General features: G+C 63.3%; 27 protein-coding genes. 3 read left to right on the forward strand and 24 right to left on the reverse strand.

Annotated features, from left to right (window positions below; all coding sequences use genetic code 11):
* Positions 1 to 118 precede the first annotated feature (118 nt).
* The 7 genes from ABGB08_RS21355 to ABGB08_RS21385 form a co-directional block, all read right to left on the reverse strand.
* Positions 119 to 424, reverse strand: coding sequence for a hypothetical protein (locus ABGB08_RS21355; protein WP_347592886.1), 306 nt, complete (start codon positions 422 to 424; stop codon positions 119 to 121).
* Positions 408 to 611 carry a hypothetical protein gene (locus ABGB08_RS21360; protein WP_347592888.1) on the reverse strand — a complete coding sequence of 68 codons (204 nt, stop codon included), beginning with the start codon at positions 609 to 611 and terminating at the stop codon, positions 408 to 410. The genes ABGB08_RS21355 and ABGB08_RS21360 overlap by 17 nt, the downstream gene beginning before the upstream one ends.
* 84 nt (positions 612 to 695) lie before the next feature.
* Entirely contained in the window at positions 696 to 1,145 is a 450-nt protein-coding gene (locus ABGB08_RS21365) for a hypothetical protein (protein WP_347592890.1), read from the reverse strand.
* A complete protein-coding gene (locus ABGB08_RS21370; RefSeq protein ID WP_347592892.1) occupies positions 1,138 to 1,482 on the reverse strand; it encodes a hypothetical protein in 345 nt (114 codons plus the stop codon). The genes ABGB08_RS21365 and ABGB08_RS21370 overlap by 8 nt, the downstream gene beginning before the upstream one ends.
* A 1-nt stretch (position 1,483) precedes the next feature.
* On the reverse strand, positions 1,484 to 1,810 hold the full coding sequence (locus ABGB08_RS21375) for a hypothetical protein (protein ID WP_347592894.1): 327 nt from the start codon (positions 1,808 to 1,810) through the stop codon (positions 1,484 to 1,486).
* A 1-nt stretch (position 1,811) separates the two neighbouring features.
* Positions 1,812 to 2,012: a hypothetical protein gene (locus tag ABGB08_RS21380; RefSeq protein WP_347592896.1), complete on the reverse strand. Its 201-nt coding sequence runs from the start codon at positions 2,010 to 2,012 to the stop codon at positions 1,812 to 1,814.
* Positions 2,013 to 2,091: 79 nt separating this feature from the next.
* Positions 2,092 to 2,499, reverse strand: coding sequence for a hypothetical protein (locus tag ABGB08_RS21385; RefSeq protein WP_347592898.1), 408 nt, complete (start codon positions 2,497 to 2,499; stop codon positions 2,092 to 2,094).
* Positions 2,500 to 4,846: 2,347 nt separating this feature from the next.
* Between ABGB08_RS21385 and ABGB08_RS21390 the strand changes: the two genes are divergently transcribed.
* Positions 4,847 to 5,566, forward strand: coding sequence for an NPCBM/NEW2 domain-containing protein (locus ABGB08_RS21390; protein ID WP_347592900.1), 720 nt, complete (start codon positions 4,847 to 4,849; stop codon positions 5,564 to 5,566).
* Positions 5,567 to 5,784: 218 nt separating this feature from the next.
* On the forward strand, positions 5,785 to 6,108 hold the full coding sequence (locus ABGB08_RS21395) for a hypothetical protein (RefSeq protein ID WP_347592902.1): 324 nt from the start codon (positions 5,785 to 5,787) through the stop codon (positions 6,106 to 6,108).
* 165 nt (positions 6,109 to 6,273) lie between these two features.
* On the opposite strand, the gene ABGB08_RS21400 is transcribed toward ABGB08_RS21395, so the two are convergent.
* From ABGB08_RS21400 to ABGB08_RS21480, 17 genes are all read right to left on the reverse strand, one after another.
* Complete coding sequence (locus tag ABGB08_RS21400; RefSeq protein ID WP_347592904.1) at positions 6,274 to 6,420, reverse strand: hypothetical protein; 147 nt, start codon at positions 6,418 to 6,420, stop codon at positions 6,274 to 6,276.
* Positions 6,421 to 6,475: 55 nt separating this feature from the next.
* A complete protein-coding gene (locus tag ABGB08_RS21405; RefSeq protein ID WP_347592906.1) occupies positions 6,476 to 6,805 on the reverse strand; it encodes a hypothetical protein in 330 nt (109 codons plus the stop codon).
* Positions 6,802 to 7,035 carry a hypothetical protein gene (locus tag ABGB08_RS21410; RefSeq protein WP_347592908.1) on the reverse strand — a complete coding sequence of 78 codons (234 nt, stop codon included), beginning with the start codon at positions 7,033 to 7,035 and terminating at the stop codon, positions 6,802 to 6,804. Before ABGB08_RS21410 ends, ABGB08_RS21405 begins: the two co-directional genes overlap by 4 nt.
* 67 nt (positions 7,036 to 7,102) lie before the next feature.
* Positions 7,103 to 7,252, reverse strand: coding sequence for a hypothetical protein (locus tag ABGB08_RS21415; RefSeq protein WP_347592910.1), 150 nt, complete (start codon positions 7,250 to 7,252; stop codon positions 7,103 to 7,105).
* A 153-nt stretch (positions 7,253 to 7,405) separates the two neighbouring features.
* Positions 7,406 to 7,999, reverse strand: a complete 594-nt coding sequence (locus ABGB08_RS21420; RefSeq protein WP_347592912.1) for a hypothetical protein — start codon at positions 7,997 to 7,999, stop codon at positions 7,406 to 7,408.
* A 29-nt stretch (positions 8,000 to 8,028) separates the two neighbouring features.
* Complete coding sequence (locus tag ABGB08_RS21425) at positions 8,029 to 8,847, reverse strand: metallophosphoesterase (RefSeq protein WP_347593180.1); 819 nt, start codon at positions 8,845 to 8,847, stop codon at positions 8,029 to 8,031.
* Entirely contained in the window at positions 8,844 to 9,158 is a 315-nt protein-coding gene (locus ABGB08_RS21430; protein ID WP_347592914.1) for a hypothetical protein, read from the reverse strand. The genes ABGB08_RS21425 and ABGB08_RS21430 overlap by 4 nt, the downstream gene beginning before the upstream one ends.
* A complete protein-coding gene (locus ABGB08_RS21435) occupies positions 9,155 to 9,382 on the reverse strand; it encodes a DUF3310 domain-containing protein (RefSeq protein WP_347592916.1) in 228 nt (75 codons plus the stop codon). The genes ABGB08_RS21430 and ABGB08_RS21435 overlap by 4 nt, the downstream gene beginning before the upstream one ends.
* The gene (locus ABGB08_RS21440; RefSeq protein ID WP_347592918.1) at positions 9,379 to 9,990 is read right to left on the reverse strand and encodes a toprim domain-containing protein; all 612 of its coding nucleotides are present in this window, start codon (positions 9,988 to 9,990) and stop codon (positions 9,379 to 9,381) included. Before ABGB08_RS21440 ends, ABGB08_RS21435 begins: the two co-directional genes overlap by 4 nt.
* 245 nt (positions 9,991 to 10,235) lie before the next feature.
* A complete protein-coding gene (locus ABGB08_RS21445) occupies positions 10,236 to 10,610 on the reverse strand; it encodes a hypothetical protein (protein ID WP_347592920.1) in 375 nt (124 codons plus the stop codon).
* A 148-nt stretch (positions 10,611 to 10,758) separates the two neighbouring features.
* Entirely contained in the window at positions 10,759 to 11,577 is an 819-nt protein-coding gene (locus ABGB08_RS21450) for a DnaB-like helicase C-terminal domain-containing protein (RefSeq protein WP_347592922.1), read from the reverse strand.
* Between the two features lie 138 nt (positions 11,578 to 11,715).
* Positions 11,716 to 12,288 carry a hypothetical protein gene (locus tag ABGB08_RS21455; protein ID WP_347592924.1) on the reverse strand — a complete coding sequence of 191 codons (573 nt, stop codon included), beginning with the start codon at positions 12,286 to 12,288 and terminating at the stop codon, positions 11,716 to 11,718.
* A 437-nt stretch (positions 12,289 to 12,725) separates the two neighbouring features.
* A complete protein-coding gene (locus ABGB08_RS21460; RefSeq protein WP_347592926.1) occupies positions 12,726 to 13,568 on the reverse strand; it encodes a PD-(D/E)XK nuclease family protein in 843 nt (280 codons plus the stop codon).
* A gap of 53 nt (positions 13,569 to 13,621) precedes the next feature.
* Positions 13,622 to 13,960 carry a hypothetical protein gene (locus tag ABGB08_RS21465; protein ID WP_347592928.1) on the reverse strand — a complete coding sequence of 113 codons (339 nt, stop codon included), beginning with the start codon at positions 13,958 to 13,960 and terminating at the stop codon, positions 13,622 to 13,624.
* A 209-nt stretch (positions 13,961 to 14,169) separates the two neighbouring features.
* Positions 14,170 to 14,652: a hypothetical protein gene (locus tag ABGB08_RS21470; RefSeq protein WP_347592930.1), complete on the reverse strand. Its 483-nt coding sequence runs from the start codon at positions 14,650 to 14,652 to the stop codon at positions 14,170 to 14,172.
* A 124-nt stretch (positions 14,653 to 14,776) separates the two neighbouring features.
* Positions 14,777 to 16,570, reverse strand: a complete 1,794-nt coding sequence (locus tag ABGB08_RS21475) for a DNA polymerase (RefSeq protein ID WP_347592932.1) — start codon at positions 16,568 to 16,570, stop codon at positions 14,777 to 14,779.
* 168 nt (positions 16,571 to 16,738) lie between these two features.
* Positions 16,739 to 16,882 carry a hypothetical protein gene (locus ABGB08_RS21480; RefSeq protein WP_347592934.1) on the reverse strand — a complete coding sequence of 48 codons (144 nt, stop codon included), beginning with the start codon at positions 16,880 to 16,882 and terminating at the stop codon, positions 16,739 to 16,741.
* A gap of 612 nt (positions 16,883 to 17,494) precedes the next feature.
* On the opposite strand from ABGB08_RS21480, the gene ABGB08_RS21485 reads away from it, so the two are divergent.
* On the forward strand, positions 17,495 to 17,764 hold the full coding sequence (locus ABGB08_RS21485) for an HNH endonuclease signature motif containing protein (protein ID WP_347592936.1): 270 nt from the start codon (positions 17,495 to 17,497) through the stop codon (positions 17,762 to 17,764).
* The last annotated feature ends 59 nt before the right edge of the window (positions 17,765 to 17,823 follow it).

Consider the following 17,823-nt stretch of genomic DNA (forward strand, 5'->3'; position numbering starts at 1 on the left):
ACGCGATTGGCGCGTTACGCCTGCTCAACTTCACCAACATCGCCGATGGAACCCGATGGGCACGCGACAACTTCGAACACCCACTGATCGCTCTCGGTCTCACGATGTGAGAACGCATTCAGCCCTGACGCTCGGCGTTCCTGCGATGCTGGCCGCGCGCCCGGGGCGAGGTACGGAACCTGGTAACGGTCTGGTGATGTTTGCGCGCCACCGCATCGCCCCGGCCGCCACGTGTGGTCACGCGGATGACCAGATCGCCATTCAAGGTGACCCGGCGGGGAATCTCCTGGCCGGTGACCGGCTCGATAGGACCGGCCAGAACATGCCAGCGAAGTAGCCGGTAGCCGAAGGTGCTGCGTAATATCTGACCGTCGAAGCTGATGAACGTATCGGCCGTGAAGAATGGTCTACTCGCCCGTGTCATCCTCATCACCTGGGCAGGCTTTGATGTGGGCGATGGCGAACGCGACAAGGATGATCAGGTCGTCGTTATGCTCGACGTCACAAAGGACTTGGCGGCATACGGTGCAGGTCAGTTCGAGATCGGTCTTCACATGGTCTTCGGACTGGTAGACGACAAACTGTTGAGCAGGGAAGGGGATAATATTCACGGAGGGCTCCATAATCGAAATAGACCGGAGAGACAGTCTCGAAACCCGGCCCAGGAAGCCCTGGGCCGGTGATTCCAAACGGTCTCAGACCTTGTCCCGCCAGTAATCTCCCGGGTGCCCCACCCATTCCTTAATCACGCGGATAGCGTCATCCTTGGTTGGGAACAGGTCGGGAGCGGTTCGGAATGTGCAGGTCTTGTAGCGCCTGTAGGTGTGCAGATGGTGGCCCGTCGAGACGACCAGGTGGGCGGCCCATTCGCCGTGCGGCTGTCTCACCGTGTAGCCGACCAGGCCATTGGTGTGAAACACCTGGTATTCGTCCTGGTCCTCATACTGCTTCACCTCCCAGAACGGCAGGCTGTAGACATATTCGGTTTCCGCGACGTGACGTGACCCGGAGTCGTACTCAACGTAGGTGTACTTCTCCCGGTCATACTCCATAAAGCGGTCAAACTGGATAACCGTTGCCTCGGCACCGATGGTGACTTCTGGCGTCTTCACAAAGACACGCTTGCCGACATGGTGCTTAGGCATCGCCCACCCTCTTCGGATCCACATGAATCAGAATCTGTGTCGTCCCACGGACTTCATTCCGGAATTCCTGCGAGGTGACCAGCGCGTCGGGGAATTTCTTATGGGCGTACTCCACCCATTCGCCGGCCCACTTCGCCACGTCCTCATCACGCGTCGAGGCAAGAGAGGTGGCGTAGCGGTGGTAGCCGCATTCGTGCAGGCAGTCCCAGTAGCTGCGCTGCGACTCGTCTTGCTTCCAGCCGGAGAACTTGTGGTTCCCGGCGGCGCACGCCTCGCGCTTCTCGCGTTCCAGGTTCGCCCAGAAGTAGGCGTCCGTCCACGGCTTTCGTTTCCTCATATCAGGCAGCCATGATTCGGACCACGGCGCTGTAGCCGGTGATGCCGCGCACCGAATAGCGGTGCGGCAACTCCGTGCCCCGGCGCATGACCTGAACAAAGCGCCGGAACTCCGGCGAGGCCGTGTCGCATTCGACGCGGGCGGCGTTGTTGCCCGCCGGGAACACCTGTCCCGTCAGACCGGCCGCGTCCAGGCCCGTGTTCACGGAACCGATCACCCCAGAAATCGCCTGGCAGTGGTTGCAGGTGAACGACTTCCTGTCGAAGGGCTTCACGGCCTGCCCGCACAGGGCTTTGCCGTCCCGCCATTCGGTGTGGTTTCTGGCCATGTCAGGACTCCTGCTCGACCAGGCGCACAGCCGCAGCCTGCGCCTTGCCCAGGTCAGTCCACGAGCGGCGCACGCTCGCGCCGTCGATCGTCAGCGCGAACCGGTTGTTGGGGGTGGCGCGCAGCGTCAGCCGCTTGCCCTGGTATTCGGCATGCCAGAACCGGCCGCCGAACGCCGGGGCAGAAAACTTCCATTCAGGCATAACTCGCCTTTCCGTTGATGGGGTGAGGGCGTGTCCGGGAAGGAATCGAACCTTCCTGCGCCATCCCGGACTGCCTGGGTTAGGCGGCGTCAGCGAACCCGTGGTCATCGAGCAGGTCGCCGCTCTCCTCGCGGGTGAACAAGGTCAGCTCCTGCGGGTGGTAGAGGACGGCGATGACCGTCATCAGGTCGTCGGTATTCAACGTCCAGCCGTGGACCCGCAGGCAGGTGCCCTGGATCAAGCGCTTGAGGATTTTGGCGAGGGCCGCCATGTCGCCGTTCATGTCGTTGATCGCGGCTTGGTAGTGGGCGGCCTTGTGGCGTTCGATGGTTGCGAACCGCTTGAGGCCCTGGATCTGGTCGTCCAGGTCGCGGATCACGCCGGTGAGCGTGCGGCACTTGTCGTAGGTGACCTGACTGGATTTGAGCGCGAGCATGGCGCGCTTGACGCTGAGGGAAACCACTACACCGAATTCACCGAGGGACATGAGATACCTCTCCTCTACAGGGCATTACTTTTTTGACATGCGGCGACATTAAGCGATGTCGAGTACGCTCCGGCGGCCACCATGCGCGAGCGGGTAGCAGGGGTCACAGCGGTGGTTCTAAGATAGAAGCTGGCACAGGTGACAACTGAAGGATCTAGTTCAACGCTTAATCGATGTAACGAAAAACCACACGTTATACGATGAGCGGGTGTCATAATCCTTTCGATTGAGGATAACGCGATGGAGATTCACAATGAGTTCTCGATTGGATGGAAGCTGGGAAACGCATTAGGCGGCATGCTATTTGAGAAGCAGGTTACGATAACCGTCATCAATGAATCGCAAGACAACATTGACTTGTCGCTATGTTTCTTCAGTACACTTAAGGATTCGTGCTCCACGGGCTGGGTTCACCTAGACTCGGGACATCAGTACGCTCTTTCTCCAAAGATTCCCCGAGGGGGCCTTGGGCTCGCAATTTATTCCGAGAACTCCAGTCCGGCGACGGGGAGTAGCTCCCAAGAAAATAGCGCGGGGCGCGGTTATTCTGGGGATGGACACTTCCCGTTCTATGTCGCCTACCCGGGACCATTCACTATAAACAGTGCAGCTTCTAGCCAGCCGGAGCTAACTTCTGGCATTGGCAGGCTCACTCAAGTTAAGGGAAATAGGCGAACACTTAGGCGTGACCTTATCTATCGAATTACCTAGGTGCTTTCAAAGCCGATGACTATAGAGGTTTGATGTCGAAGCGCTTGACATGCGGCAAGCTGCGACACCGAATTCATCGAGGGACATAAGACACCTCTCCTCTATAGGGCATTACTTTTTGGGCGTACAGGATCGTTGGATTCTGCCGAGTGCTCCGGTCCGCCTTCGCGGCGTACACCTGACGTGTGACCGAAGCCGGTAACTCGACCCCCGTGGAACCCGCCCCTGACGGGACGGGATTCCAGGCGGAATCTACTTCTGACATGGGAAAACAGAACCTGCGGAGTCCATAGACGGTGGGCCGCAGGTGGCACAGGGAACCAACCTGTGCCGAGTTTTTGTCAGCCATCTGCCTGGTTTTCGTTTCCGTCCCTGTGCCGTTACGCACGTTGACGACCGGATCAGTCCTCGTATTTCAGGTGGCCTTTACCAAAGATTCGCGAATGAGGTCCGTTGCTGCGGATAAGCCGTCGCGTGTGTTCCGCGTAGGCTCTGCCAACTCACCCATCAATGGTCGCCGTTCTGGGATACAAGTTTCTCCCTCTACCACGGGTACCGCCCGTGGTGGCCTATGACCAGTGCTCGATTTCCTACCGCAGGGCGGACGCATAGACAGTGCGTCCGTGCTCCCGTGGGCAGGTCGTGGCACCCAGTCAGACCAGGCTTTTATGCAGTTCTCAAGCATCGTGTTCGCATCGGAGGAGAAGCCGAGCCTTCAAGCCCTTGAGGGGCTTCCACGTGGCAGGCTGACGCCTGCCCTGGAGTGGCCGAAGAGGTCCAGTCCGTGCAGACTTTCGCGAAACTTGGTTCGCGGAGTATCCGCCGATCCCCTGGTGGGAGGCACTGACGTGCCGGGAAGTAAGCGCCCCTGACGGGCGCACCGGATAGTTCGGGTTTTGCGTGAACCGCACTTTACCGTAATCCGCTTTCGGGGAGCAATTCCGGTCTTAGCGTCTCACTAGGTCGCTCCATGCGACTGTCCTCATAAGACTGGACCATTCTTACTGCCCGCCGCTTCATTCGGCGTTAGCGCCATTCTGCGCTTTCGGATTGCGCTTTGTCAATCCGCCGCTTTCGCGTTTCCGCTTGGCGATGTCCATATCTTGGCATGCCCCAATCGGCATTGTCAACAAATTGCCCATCCGTGCAGCTCAAAGGCCATTTACCAGGCGAACTAAGAAGCCTCTAAAGGGCTTCATCAATAGTGCTTCCAAGTGCAGTTATTCGACGTTTTCCCAGGTCAGACTAGGTGGGGGGATACCTTAATTACTTTATTCGGGAACCCGGCGGAGGGCCTTCCCTCTGGCCCCGCGCAAGATAGAAAACTGAAAGTAATAGGCCGTGACGATCTGCAAACCTTCTCTGAACTGCGCTTTCGCGCAGGCCGGAAGGGGAAGAAAGTAGGCGCAAAACTGTCATTCTGATGGCTAGAGCGGCTCCGCAGGGTCCGATGTTCGCCGCTCTGCGCGCCTACGGCCAGGGCCTCTTCAGCCGTCAGGCAACCTAAGGCTGCAGGCCAGCCTGCAGCCGGGTAACTCCTTACTGCATGCCAGCCGTTCCCACGTGAGGGACGGAACCCCCGATCGGGCTTGAATGCAGACATATAGCACTATTTCACGGTTTCCTGATCCTGCCCGTGCCGAAGGTGCTATATCACTTTATTGGCATGGGCCAAGGAGGGGAAATGGTTGATACTTCAACAGAAGCGGCGCAAGCGGACGGTCCGCCAACTAGGCGCCGTATCGACCGCACGCAGATATGGACAGCAGTGATCACTGCGATAGGTACTGCTTTGACTGCTGGAATTCCCGCCTACCTGGCAGGGCTGCAAGGGGGAGAGCAAGCTGTGCAGTCCACTCCCGCAACGACTGTGACCGCCACGCCTCCTACTGTCACGGCCACAACCTTCATTACGATCACAGCCACGCCCGGTCCCGGTAGCTCCTCCGCAGAACTGCCAGCTGGTGACGATAGGGGCAAGTCGCTATTAGACCTGCGCGCGACTAAGTTAACCGGCTTCAAACCACGTACCGCTAAAGTTATGAACGAAACATACGAGCAAGCACTTGTCGCCGATGGCAGCTGCAATGCAGCTGAGGCCAGCTATCAGATCGACGGAAAATACACTAGCTTTTCAGCTCGCGCGGCTATTATCGACGGTTCAGATCCAGGCACTGCGAATTTCGAGGTCTACATCGACGATAAGGTGGCACGATCAGAAGAGGTGACTCTAAGGAATTGGAAGGAGTTCGAGATAAACAATCTATCCGGTGCTGTACATCTCAAGCTGGTAGTGCAGGTCTGCGGTGGCTTTTGGGATATGGAGGTAGGTTGGATCAATCCTATTCTTAAGTGAGACCGGATTTATAACAGTATGAGCTCCTCGTGGCCAGAGATCTTGATCATAACGATGAGCTGCGGAGCAATATCGAAAGCCCGAGGCTCTTTTTTTGACGCTCTCCCCCGGAGGATCAAATGCCCAGCGTTACTCGGCCGGCTCCACCGCCACCCCCACCAAAGACGCGGATTGGCGCCCGGAAGCAGAAACGCTTATACCTATTATCAAGATTTGTAATGTTCACGGCCGCCCTTTTTGTGATACTTGCAGCGGTGTATATGGAAAAGGGGATAGAATGGCTGGTAATTACTTTCACACTGGGGTTCATCATCATAGCCTTCGTGGGCTGGGTTCTCGATGACCTTACTTACGACCTTGCTTACTGTGACGACCAGCTTCCTCGTCATCTACCCGGACGAAGACGTGCATCACTCAAGGCCGCTCCACGCTGGGCACTCGAATTCGAGAAACGTAGCAGCCGGGCCATGTGGGTGACCTTTTGGCTGGGAATTGGTGTCGGCGCACTCGTGGATACGATCAAGGACGCGCTGATGGGCTGACTCAAGGCCGTGACAGGGAACGCTCTGACACCATTACCTCTGCCGACGAAGGCCTCTATCTCCCAGCCCTTTAGGCGAAACCATCTCTGTTCATTGTCGCAATGAGGTAGCCGCAGATCGCGGCGACGAGGTGACCGATGGTCATGAGCACGACCATGAGTGGTGTCATACGTCGAGGACCTTCCAGTAGGCGGCCGTACAGACCGGGCAGCAGAAGTAAGCGCTGTAGATGGTGTGCGGCTGAACCGGGCCAAGGGTGAAGCTGGCCAGGTTCACCTGGGTTTCTTCGATGCTGACGATGTCGGCGGGCATGTCATGGCACCAGGGCCACAGGCCCGAGGGCGTGAACCCCGCCGGTACCGGCAATTCAGTCCTCAAGCAGGGATTCCAGTTCGCGGAGTTTGGCGTCGTGAACAGCCGTGGAGGTGAAGTCGCCGGCCTCCTGGGCGGCCTGGAGCTGCTTGCGCCGCTTGCCGATGCGCCGCTGGATGCGATCGTGTAGGCCCGTTTCGCTGGTTTTGCGGGCGGCCTCCCGCAGGCTGGTGTTCTCGGCTTCGAGCCGGGTGTTCTTGCGCCGGGCCATCTCCAGTTCGGTGCGGTAGGTGTGGATGGTGGCGGAGATCCGCCCGGCCAGGCGGACGACTTCGCGGAGTTCGGCATGGCCGAGGGGGTAGCCGGGGGCGACAGCGTTGATCATGGGTTCCTTTCGCCGGTGACGGGCACGTCGTTTGAATGGCATGGGCACGTGGCGGCTGCGACATCGGGGGCTTTGGCCACGGCTGCCGGGTGTTTACGGTGGTATTTGTCGATGGCTCCCTCGATGTCGCGCCAGGAGAAGGACGTGCGCCCGGCCTGGATGCGGCCGGGGAAGGTGACGCCGAGGTCCCGGATGAGGCGGGCCAGCCCTTCGGCATCAGTGGCGATCACGTAATGCAGTAGCGGTGTCCTTCGGGGCAGGGCCGGGGCCGACCACGTGATCGGCCCCGGCAGCTGGTTACAGTCCTTCGCGGTCGGCGATGACCAGCAGCTCCTCGGTGGTCATCTCCTCCACGAAGTAGGCGTGGCGTTCGGCCAGCCAGGCCCGTGCCTTCTCGGCACGGTTGTGCGGGTTGGCATTGGGTTCAGTGGTTTTCTTGGTCGTCAATCCGCCTCCACGGATCTAATGATCAAAGGGCTACGGCACTGGACATTGGTTCAGAAGAGCAGGGTGAGTCCGGCACCGATGACGCCGCCGAAGGCGACGCAGATGAGTACCAGCGCCAGGACGGCGCAGCCCGCGAGCTGGGCGGGGTCGGCTCTATGCACCATCGATGTCAACCCGGGTCTGGTATTGGGCTTGGGCGTTGCCGATGACGGTCCGGTTGCCAGGTCCCTGATGCCGGTCGGTGCGGGCGGCGAAGTGCCGATTGAGGACCCGGCAGATCTTCTCCACCGCGCGGGAGCAGGCGGCCCGGTCGGCGGAGTTCAGCTTCTGGCCGTCGCGGTAGCGGTAGGTGAGCACGTCGGTTTCCCGGTCGTTGAGGCGTTTGAACGCCTCTCGGATGTCCCACAGGTAGACCGCGCGCCCGCCGGAGCGGTGGGTGTCGTCACGGTCGGGCGTGGGAGTCTCCAGCCAGGCCGATACGTCCTGGAACAGGTGGGGCAGGAGTTCGCTGACCACGTCGGAGGTGTAGATCCACTGCCCGGATGCCTTGATGGCGTGGTCCAGCTCTTTGAAGCAGTAGACCTTGCCCTTCTTGTACAGCACCGCTTCGCGTGTCTTGTCGTCCAGGCGGGACAGGAACGCCCATTCCTTCAGGGCGGCCAGGAGGACTTCCTGGGTGATGTCGTCGGCGTCGATGCCGTAGTACTTGCGGGCCAGCCGGTGGCCGATCTTCTCGGCGGCCTCCATGAGCCGTTCGGCGCTCTGCTGGTCGATCTCTACTGCGATGGTGCTTCCTTTCTTGGGGAGGGGATGGATGACGGGGTGGAGGGGGTGGCCGACCAGCGGCGGCCCTCGAACAGGAAGCTGCCGTCCTTGTTCATCGGGATCGGCAGCGGCGTCACGGTCTTGCCCTCGACGAGCAGCAGGCCGAATCCGGCCTGCCAGTTGCCGGCGATGCCGCCGAGGTAGGAGGCTTTGGCGGGGTCCATGATGTGGCCCACCTCAAACCCGGTGTGGGAGTGCTGTTTGCCCTGGTAGCCCCAGGTCTCTGAGGCGACGGCCAGCCGGTGCACGTGCCCCATGACGATGCTCGCGCCGAGCCGGTTGGCCGCCCGTAGGGCCGAGCGTCCCGCGAGCGGGGACAGCCAGCCCTTGCCCTCGTGACCATGGACGGCCAGCCAACCGGGCGCGATCTCGTACGGGGCTTGCCGGAGGGTGATGCCGTGGCCGTCGAAGTCGAGCAGCACGTCCAGGTCGAAGTTGGTCCCGCCCGAGAGCGCGGGGGCGTGCCTCTCCAGGTATTGCGCCGGGCGAGCATCGTGATTCCCGGTGATCACACCCACGGGGCCGTCGTAGACGGCGCGGAGCGGGGCAAGAATGTTCTTCTTGATGTGCCGGCAGTCGGCGTAGATGGAGCCTTCGAACTCGCCGCGGGTATCCTTGTTCCACCTGCTGGGCTGAGGGAAGTCGGCCAAGTCGCCGATCTGGAGGACCTCATCGGGCTGCCAGCACCCAATGAAGTTGATCAGGGATTTCAGCTGTCTGGGATTTTCGTAGGGGGCTTGAACGTCGGGGATGATCGCGATTGTTCTCAGAGGGTGCCGTCCTCCTCGTCGGTTCTCACGTGCGGGTCGGGCACGTGGCCCACATACAGGTAGATCTCGTAACTCCCGGGGAGCTCGGGGTCCTTGTAGACCTTGAACCGGCCACCTGTCGCGTACACGTCGGCGCGGCCGGTGCGGGCCAGCAGCTCGGCCATGTCGGTGATGTAGGTTTTGAGGTCGGCGGCGCTGGGCGTCCCGGCGCATTGGGCGGTGCCGTAGGTCCAGCCTTTGATCGCGAAGATGGCGGCCAGTTCATCGGGGGACAGGTCCAGTTCGGCCTGATCCCAGGGCAGAGTCGTCACAGTTCACCTGCTTTCTGGTATTTGCTGATGGCGCGCTGGATGTACCAGATGGCCTTGTCGAGGTCCGGGATCGGGTCGGCGGATTTCAGTCCGGCCCGCCACAGGTATTTGATGGCGTTGCCGAGCAGGAATCCCATGTGCTCGGTGATCTGGATGCATTCGATTCCGCTCGGGTGGGCGGTGTAATGCGCTGGATGGTCGACATCGGTGGAGCGGCCGGTCATTCGCGGATGTCCACCAGTCTCCAAACCGCGTCCTTTCCGTGGGTGAGGTAGAGGCTGTTGACGTCGTGGCCGCGCGGGCAGAGCACCACGCGGACGTTGTCGAGCTGGGCGGCGATCAGGTTGCCCATCTCGCGGCCTTGGCCGGTGTCGTCGTTGTCGGCCAGGACGTAGACGACGTCGTACTGCTCCAACGGCATCGCCCACTCCGGCCGCCAGGAGCTGACGCCCGGCACGCCGATCGCGGGAATGCCCGCCTGGACGGCGGTCATCGTGTCGATCTCGCCTTCGCAGACCGCGATGCGGGAGGTGTTCTTCTCCAGCACGGCGGCGTTGAAGATGCGGGGGATGTCCCCGGCGACGGTGGCGTACTTCGGCCCGTCCTCGCCCAGACGGCGGAAGCGGACCGACAGCACGTCCCCATCGGGGGCGAGGTAAGGGATGGCCAGACGGCCGGCGTACTGTTCATGTCCGGCCAAAGGGTCGTCGACCACGCCGAGGCCGAAATGGTCGATCGTCTGGGCGGTCAGGCCGCGGGTCTGGGTCAAATACGACCACGCGGGGTGCTGCTCGGTGAGGGCGTTGGCGTAGCGGGCTACCGCCTTGGCCAAGAATGTTCGTGATTGCTCGCTGGGAACGAGTACGGTTCCCTCCTTCCTGTTGCCGGATCAGAGTTGTCGGGTTGCCTTTCGCCGGGCAGGCGTGGCATTTGAAGGCGTTCAGGCGGGTGTTCACGCTCGCCGAGGCGGAGCCGTCGCCGTGGAAGGGGCATCTGACGGCCTGCCAGTGCGATGTGTCGCGCAGTTTCCCGGTGAAGCCGTAATGACGGAGAACAATCTCGATTTCACTGAATTGTTCAGCTGGCCGAGGCGAGGTATTCGGCATACAGCTCGCAGAACCAGTCCAGCTCCATCACCGCGTACGCGCGGCCGGTCGGTTTGCCGCGCGCCTTGACCACCGCGACCCCGAACCGGGCGTCGGGGTGGTTGGCCATCTCGGCCGCGACCTCGCGCATGTACCCGGAAAGGTCGATCCGGGCCTCGTTCTTGGCCTCGATCACCAGGTACGGCACCCCGGACAGGTCACCCCGGTCCTTACCGCCGTACCGGGTGCCGTTGCGCTCCACCACGCGGCGGAAGACCGAGGAAAGATACTTCGCCAGATCCGATTCCCACCGATATCCGGCGATCTTGCTCTTACGGTTACGTTTCTTGATGTCCGGGTCGCTCACGCGCGCCCGCCGCTGCCGCCCTGTGATTGGCTGAGCGGGCTGGCTTGGCGTCGGCCTGCGGCCAGTCCGTAGGCGTATCCGGCGTCGAACCCGTCCCGCCAGCGGTCGTCGTTGACGAGCTGGCCGTAGATGTACTTCAGCCGGGCTTTCAGGTCGTGGTCCAGAGGTTCCCCTTTCCGAGGTCCATGGGTTGCGGGTCGGTGATGCTCATCCGGGATAGATCCATGTCCAGCTCGACGGTCAGGCGGCCGGCCGCGTTCGCCCGCCCGGTCCGGTTCTTAGTGATCGCCACGCCCAGCCGTCCGTCTGAGGGGCGGTAGAGGCCGAGGACGATCTCCGGTTTCTTGGAGACCTTGCCGCGCAGCGCGCCCAGCGGCGGCGCGGCATCCCCGTTCTCGTACTCGCCGGTCAGGTGATGCAGCACCAGGACGAAGGCGCCGGTGGCGCGTTTGACCCCGTGCAGGAAGTCCAAGGTGACCTCCAGGCCGTGGAAGCCGTCCTCGTCGGTGGTGCAGTCGGCCAGGTTGTCCAGGCAGATGAATTCCGGCCAGCGGCCGTAGACGTAGGCGTACGCCTTCACCGACCGTTCGATCGCCTCCAGGGTCGGGGCGGGATCGAAGGAGAAGCGCAGCCGTTTACATCTCTCCAGGTAGTCGGCGTAGACCGCCGCCTCCCCCGCCTCCATCCGCGACTGCACGTCGGCCACCTCGTGGCCGGACAGCATCGAGCAGGCACGGCTGTACATCGTGCTTTCGTCGCTGTCGGCGGAGAAATACAGGCCGCTGGCACCTGAGCGCAGCGCGGCCGTCAGCGCGAAGACCGACTTGCCGACGCCGGGACCAGCCGCGACCAGGGCCATCTGGCCGCGCCGAAACCGCACCGATGCGGCTTCCAGGGTGCGCCACACCGTCGGCAGCGGGTCGCCGGTGTTGCCTGCGCGGGCCTGGGCCCGCGCGAGAAGGAACAAAGGAAGAATCTCCTCCTTTCGCAGGTGAGGGTGTTCAAACGGGTTCGGTTGTCCACTGTTGAGTTGTCAAGCAGCAAGGGAACCCGGTGCGGGACCGTGGGCACGACCCCGCACGATAGGGCACTACTTTTGGGTGTGCTAAAGCCAGGCGGGATCGCACTGGGACGGGTTGGCCGGGCAGAAATGGCCCTCCCAGAAGCCCTTCTTGCCGTTGCCGGAGCGGTAGACGGCCTCGCCGTGATCGCAGGCGTACATGCCGCCCCGGTCCTCGACTTTGCCCTTCTTGCCCCGGTAGCCGCCGTTGCCGCCTCCGCCGTTGCCGCGCGAGCCGCCCCCGTAGCCGGAGCCGCCAGCGTTGCCGCCGCGCTGGCCTCCCCCGGCCGAGCCGCCGTAGAGGTTCTTGGCGTAACCGGCGGCTTTGCCGACCTTGGCGAAGTAGTCGCGGGTGGCCTGCTCCGACAGGATGGCGTCGGAGTCGCCGATGGAGTCGGCGTGGATCACCACCCAGGGGGCGTCATAGCCCGCTCCGAACTTGATCGTCGTGACGATCTTGCCGGTGACGTCCGCGCTTCGGCCGATGGTGCGGCCGGTGCCGTGATCGTTGACGTGGTCCCTGGTGTGGTCGGTGCCGTAGTCGATGGTCGTGTCCTCGCCGTAGGGGTCGGGGGTGGTGTTGCTGGTTGGCTCGTTGGTGGCCCAAGGGTCTACCAAGGGATGAAACCTCCTCAATTCAGATTACTATAGGGCTTTACTTTGTGGCATCGCTTTCTCTACGGCTTTCGCCGGGATTGCCCGCCACGACTAGCGCCATTGCCCTACCGTGGGCGACATGAGCGGGCGGGCACAACGTAGGGAGGGCAAGAGCCCCGATCCGAACCGACGTGTCCTCGTCGCCATGCTGGCTGCGACCAGCACCGTAGGCAGCATCGCCTCAAATTTCCCCGCCTGGCCCACCTGGTACCAGGCCCTTTTCGGAGCCACGGCAGTACTCGCAGCGACAAGACTTTCGATTCCCTTCGGGTCCCGTCATCGCCGCATAAAAAAAATCCTCTAAAGATTGCAATCTTCTCTGCCGCAGTTCCGCCAAATCGGGGAAAACACCCCTGTGCAGGTTGACGGTGTTCAGCCCGGCCCGTTTCTCTTCAAGTTCACGCCGCCGGGAGCCGGTCTGGTCCGTTGACCGGGCAGAAGCGTGACACGGTGCAGATCCGGCAGTGCTCTCCCGGCCGGGGCGGGAACACTTTTATCCGCACACCCCGGTTCATCATCGCGAACCAGTCCGAAACCCGGTCAAAGTCGTAGCCGCCGAGGTGGACGGGCGGGCCGGGCTGGCCGTCCTTGGCCATGAAGTAGCGGCCGTACTCCACGCTCAGGCCGGTCGCCTGTTCCACGGCGAGTTTGTAGACGCCGAGCTGGAGCGTGCTGGCCGGTTTGCGGCTGCCGGTCTTGAGGTCCTGGACGAGGATGTCCCCGGCCGGGCCCTCCAGCAGCAGGTCGATGAAGCCTTTGACCACGACCCCGCCGCGCAGCGGGAGGGTGAACTCCCACTCCACCGCGACCTGGCCGTCCAGGACGAGCGGCTGGTAGGGGTCGGACAGGCTGACGTGGATGTAGTCGGTGAGCTGGTCCAGGGCGCGCTGGTAGCGGGCCTCCAGGTCCCGTTCGACGGTGGAGCGGCCCAGGTGGACCCACCGGCCGAAGTCGGGTTCGATGTCGGCGGCGTTCTGGTACTCCCTGGTCCACGATTCGTCGAACCAGTCGTAGACGGCCTCCAGGGAGGCGTTACGGCGGGAGCGCTCCCACTTTTCGACGGCTTCGTGCACGGCGCTTCCGTGGATGAACCAGGCGGCGGGCGCCTGCGGAACGCGGGCGCGGCGGGCAAGGAAGTAAGCGGCGGGGCAGTCGGTGTAGGACTGGTACTGCGACACCGACCGGTGCGCGTCATCAGGGGCGGCGGGGTGGTGGACGGGAACGGGTGCAGGCTGACCCAAGAAGATTGATCTCCAATACAGCCACAAACGGATAGGAAGGACGGGAAGGGTGGTCATAGGCCCGGCGCGGACGGGGCGGCAAAGCGCAGGACGAACAAGTCTTCTTCGGGGAAACGGGCGTCGGGCAGGGGGAACAGGAAGCGGGCGCGGGCCCGCAGGGCGGTCAGCGCCTGCTCGGGTGCATCGTTCCAGGGCGAGGCGATCTCATACAGCGTCCAGCCGCCGCGCATCGGGTAGCCGGTCCCGATGATCTGCCCGTGGGTGTAGAAGATCTCCGGTGCGCCGTCGGCGTCGGTTTCGGGGTCGAATCCCTCGTCAGGTTCATCACGTTCACAGTTAGCGCAATCATCGCGTTCGTCTCCGCTCTCGCGTGACGGTGCTGCGGGCAGCATGCCTGGCCTTACCCTCTCCCCGTCGCCCTCGGAATCGCCGGGGGCAGTGTGCACTTACGCCTGCCACCCGGACAGGCCGAACCTTCTCACCATCAACATCGTCAACATCACCAGCATCTTCATTGTCAAAAATTAAAGTAAAACCAAGGTCAACTCAACGCCCAAACCGTCACTATCCAGCGCAAACCGCTGGGAATCCCCTGTGATCGTCACTTCGGCCCCAGCCCCCGGGCGGCCAGCCGGGCCAGCAGCCCGCCCAGATGGCCGTCCTCGGGCCGGCCGGTCCACTCCACGGTGTAGAAACCGCCATCGGGGCAGAACTGCCCGTCCGGAGTTTCCGGATCGGGAATGGGTCGCTCCCGGTCGTAGGCGATGTCCCGGCCCGCCTCCACGATCCGCCGCGCCCACCGGGCCGCGGTGTTGAGCCGGTAAGGGGGAACCGGGTCACCGGCGATCGCGGTGGACATGTCCCGCAGGTACAGCACCGGCGCGAGCTTGTCGTGCTCGCGGGCGACGGTCCAGGGCAGCGCCTCCTTGTGCGAGCGCAGCGCGCGGACCATGCCGAGTTCCTTCTTGACCTTGGCTATGGCGGAGATGGAGACGTTGAAGTGCTGGGCGAGCTCCTTGACGGTCATCCCTTCCTTGACGCGCTGACGGAACTCGTCACGGTCGATCCGGTTGTAAGTAGCCACTCCGAGGGCCCTCCTGAGGGACGGCGGGGAAGTCACGCAAAAGTGCACTCCTATAGTAGCCGTAGTGTTAAGTGCGGGATTCATCGGGGACCGAATTCTTTACGATGTGGAAGAAAGAGACATCTCACGTGTACAGACTCCCCCAGGATCGGCCGCCGATCTCGGCCTCGGTGGCCAAGGGAACGCCGTTGATCTGCCCGGCCATGGCGTCCGCCAGGGCGTGAGCGACCTCCTTGGCGTCCTCGGCCGGGGCTGAGGCGATCACCTCGTCGTGCACGGGCAGCCGCAGATAGTCCAGCAGTCCCTGCTTGTGGATCTCCAGCAGACCCGCCGCGAGCATGTCCCGGGCGGTACTTTGAATCATGAAGTTGAGGGCCGCGTAGGGTTTGGCACGATCCACGGGCAGGCGGCGGCCGTTGCCGGTCACCACGGCGAAGCCCTGGCGTGGCAGGTCGGCCTGGAGTTGCTTGGTGTAGCGGGCGATGGCGGGGTAGCCCTCGTCGTAGGCGGCGACCACCCGCCGGGCGTCGGCGACCGACAGGCCGGTCTGGCGGGCCAGGGTGGCGGGCCCACCCCCGTACACCTTGCCGAACCCGAGGATTTTGGCGGCTTTGCGCTGCGTGTCGCTGTAGTCCGGCCCGAACACCAGGCTCGCGGTCAGCCCGTGCAGGTCCTTCCCCGCCCGGATGGCCTCGATCATCTTCCTCTCTCCCGCGAGCGCGGCGAGCACGCGCAGTTCGATGGCCTGGTAGTCCACGGAGATGATCACCTCGCCCTCCTCGGCCAGGTAGCAGGATCGGATCATGTGCTCCCCGGAGGGGAGGGTCTGGAGTGCTGGCCGCGTGATCGACATGCGCGCGGTCCGGGCGGCCAGGCTGTTGATGCCGCAGTGGATGCGGTGGCCGGGGTCGGCCAGTTCCAGGAAGGTGTCGGCGTAGGTGGTCTTCCACTTGGAGGCCCGTTTGGCGCGCTGGACCGCGATCGCCAGTTCGTCGCCGTCGGCGACCAGGCGGTCCAGGATCGCCTTGTCGACCTTGGGTTTGCCGGTCGCGGTGGTCTCGGTGAGCGCCGCTCCGCGGCGGGTCAGGGCCTGGGCGACCTGGTCGGTGGAGTTAACGTTATCCACGCCGAGGGCGGCGGCGGTATCGGCATGCTGCTTCGCCTGGCGTTCCAGACGGTCAGCGAGTTGCAGGGTGTAGGGGATGTCGACAAGAAAGCCCTTTCTCTCCATGATCGCGCACACATAGGCCACTTGGTGCTCAAAGACGACCAAACGACGCGAAGCGTGAGGAACAGAATAGAGCATGTGTTCGAAAAGTCGAGAGGTGAGGAGCACATCCATGCCCGCGTACAGCAGGTAGCGCGGGTGGTCGAGCGGGACGATGCGGAAGATCTCGCCCTTGGTGGTCTTCAGCTCACGCGCCAGCTCCCGCATGGCGCCCTTGACCTGGTCGGCCACCTCGGCGTCGAGGTGGGCGCGGGTGAGGGCTTCCAGGCTGTGCCCGGTCCCGCCCTCATGCGCCGAGCGGGGATCGGTCAGGTGGGCCATGATCCGCACGTCGACGGTCTTGAGGTAGGTGACCTCCAGCGGCACCCGGAGGTGGGCGTCCGCCACCAGCAGGTCGAAGGTGGCGTTGTGGCAGTACAGCCGTTCGGCGGTGCGCAGCGCCCAGGCGGCCAGGTCCGCCCATTGCGGCCCGGACTCGACGGGCAGCACCCACGCGGTTCGGCCGGTGCCGAACTGGGCGAGGCGTACCCGACAGTCGGAGGCGTAGATGTCCAGGCCGGTGGTCTCGGTGTCGAAGGCCAGCGGACCGGCCGTGGTGACGAACTCGCGGAAGGCGAGGATGTCCTCCTCGCCCTCGGCGACGTTGACCACGACCTCCTGCCCAGCCACCCGCCAGGGGATCTGACGCAAGAAACTCCATTCATAAGAAACCGCTCGGGTATCGAGGCGCGGCTGGTCGCCGCGGGCGTATGGGGGTGGCGGGCGGTGTGGACCGGGGTATGGGCATGGGGACTCCGAATCGGATCTAGTGGTTGAAACGGGCAGGTAGGGGATGAGAAGGTGAGCCCGGTCGTTGGTTCAGGCCGCGTCGCGGCGCTGCCAGTACCGGGTGGTGGCCACGCCCAGGACCCAGGCGTCCAGGCAGGCCGGGTCCGCGTCATCGGCGCGGCGGAGGTTGTGCCAGCGCTGGACCCAGTGCGGGTTGGTGGCGGAGGGGGTCATGGGGGGCTCCTTCGGAGGCCAGCACCCCGAGAGGTGCTATCGGGCTACACTTCAAGAGTACAGGGCTTTACTTAGCGCTCGCAATCCGGTTCAACTGTGACAAACGTCACAGACGCCTCACCGGGCACTATGGGATTGCACAACAGTATGAAGAGGTGGGAGGGGGATTAAGGGGGAGGGCAGTGGAAAACCGGTACAGACCCGGCCCCAGGCCGGGGTGAAGGAAGAAAGTATCCAGTGAGCCTCCGGCAGGAGGCTCCAGGACAACTGCACTGAGGAGCTGCCCGAAGGAGCAGCTCCCACTGGAACCGCCAGGAGGCGGTTCCAGTGGACAGGAGCCGCCTTGACGGCGGCTCCCCCTAGGGGTGACACATTCGAGCTGCCCTTCGGCAGCTCCACCTGACTGCCGCCTGGAGGCGGCCCCACTGCATTTGCCGCCTGGCGGGCGGCTTCACTCTGCTGCCCTGGTGGGGCAGCGTCACTGCCCCCTGTCGCACCACCTCCCGGTGGTGCTCCCTCCCCCAACTGATCGCGCCTGGGGGCGCGAGGAGGAGCTGCACCCTGCCACGAGCACGATCGGTCTGCGGTCACGCAGACTGCACCAGGCCCTCCGTGCGGGAGGGCAAATGCGCAGCCCACGCCCGCAAGGCGTGGATCTCCACCTCTCCCAGGAACGGCAGCCGCCCGCCGAACTGGCGGACGCTGCGCAAGCTGGTGATTGCCCGTGACCGTCACCTATGCCGGGCCTGCGGCCGGATCGGCGCTGACCAGGTGGACCACATTGTTCCCGTCGCCCGGGGCGGCGGCTGGGAGCTGGCCAACCTTCAGCTGCTGTGCGCCTTCTGCCACCAGGTCAAGACCCGCCTCGACCGAGGCTTCTGACCTTCACCCTGGCCGCCGACATGGCGGCCTCCCTCGTCTGTCCCGCCGACATGGAAGGG

It is taken from the genome of Acrocarpospora sp. B8E8, assembly GCF_039871605.1.
In the GTDB taxonomy this organism is placed as follows: domain Bacteria; phylum Actinomycetota; class Actinomycetes; order Streptosporangiales; family Streptosporangiaceae; genus Acrocarpospora; species Acrocarpospora macrocephala.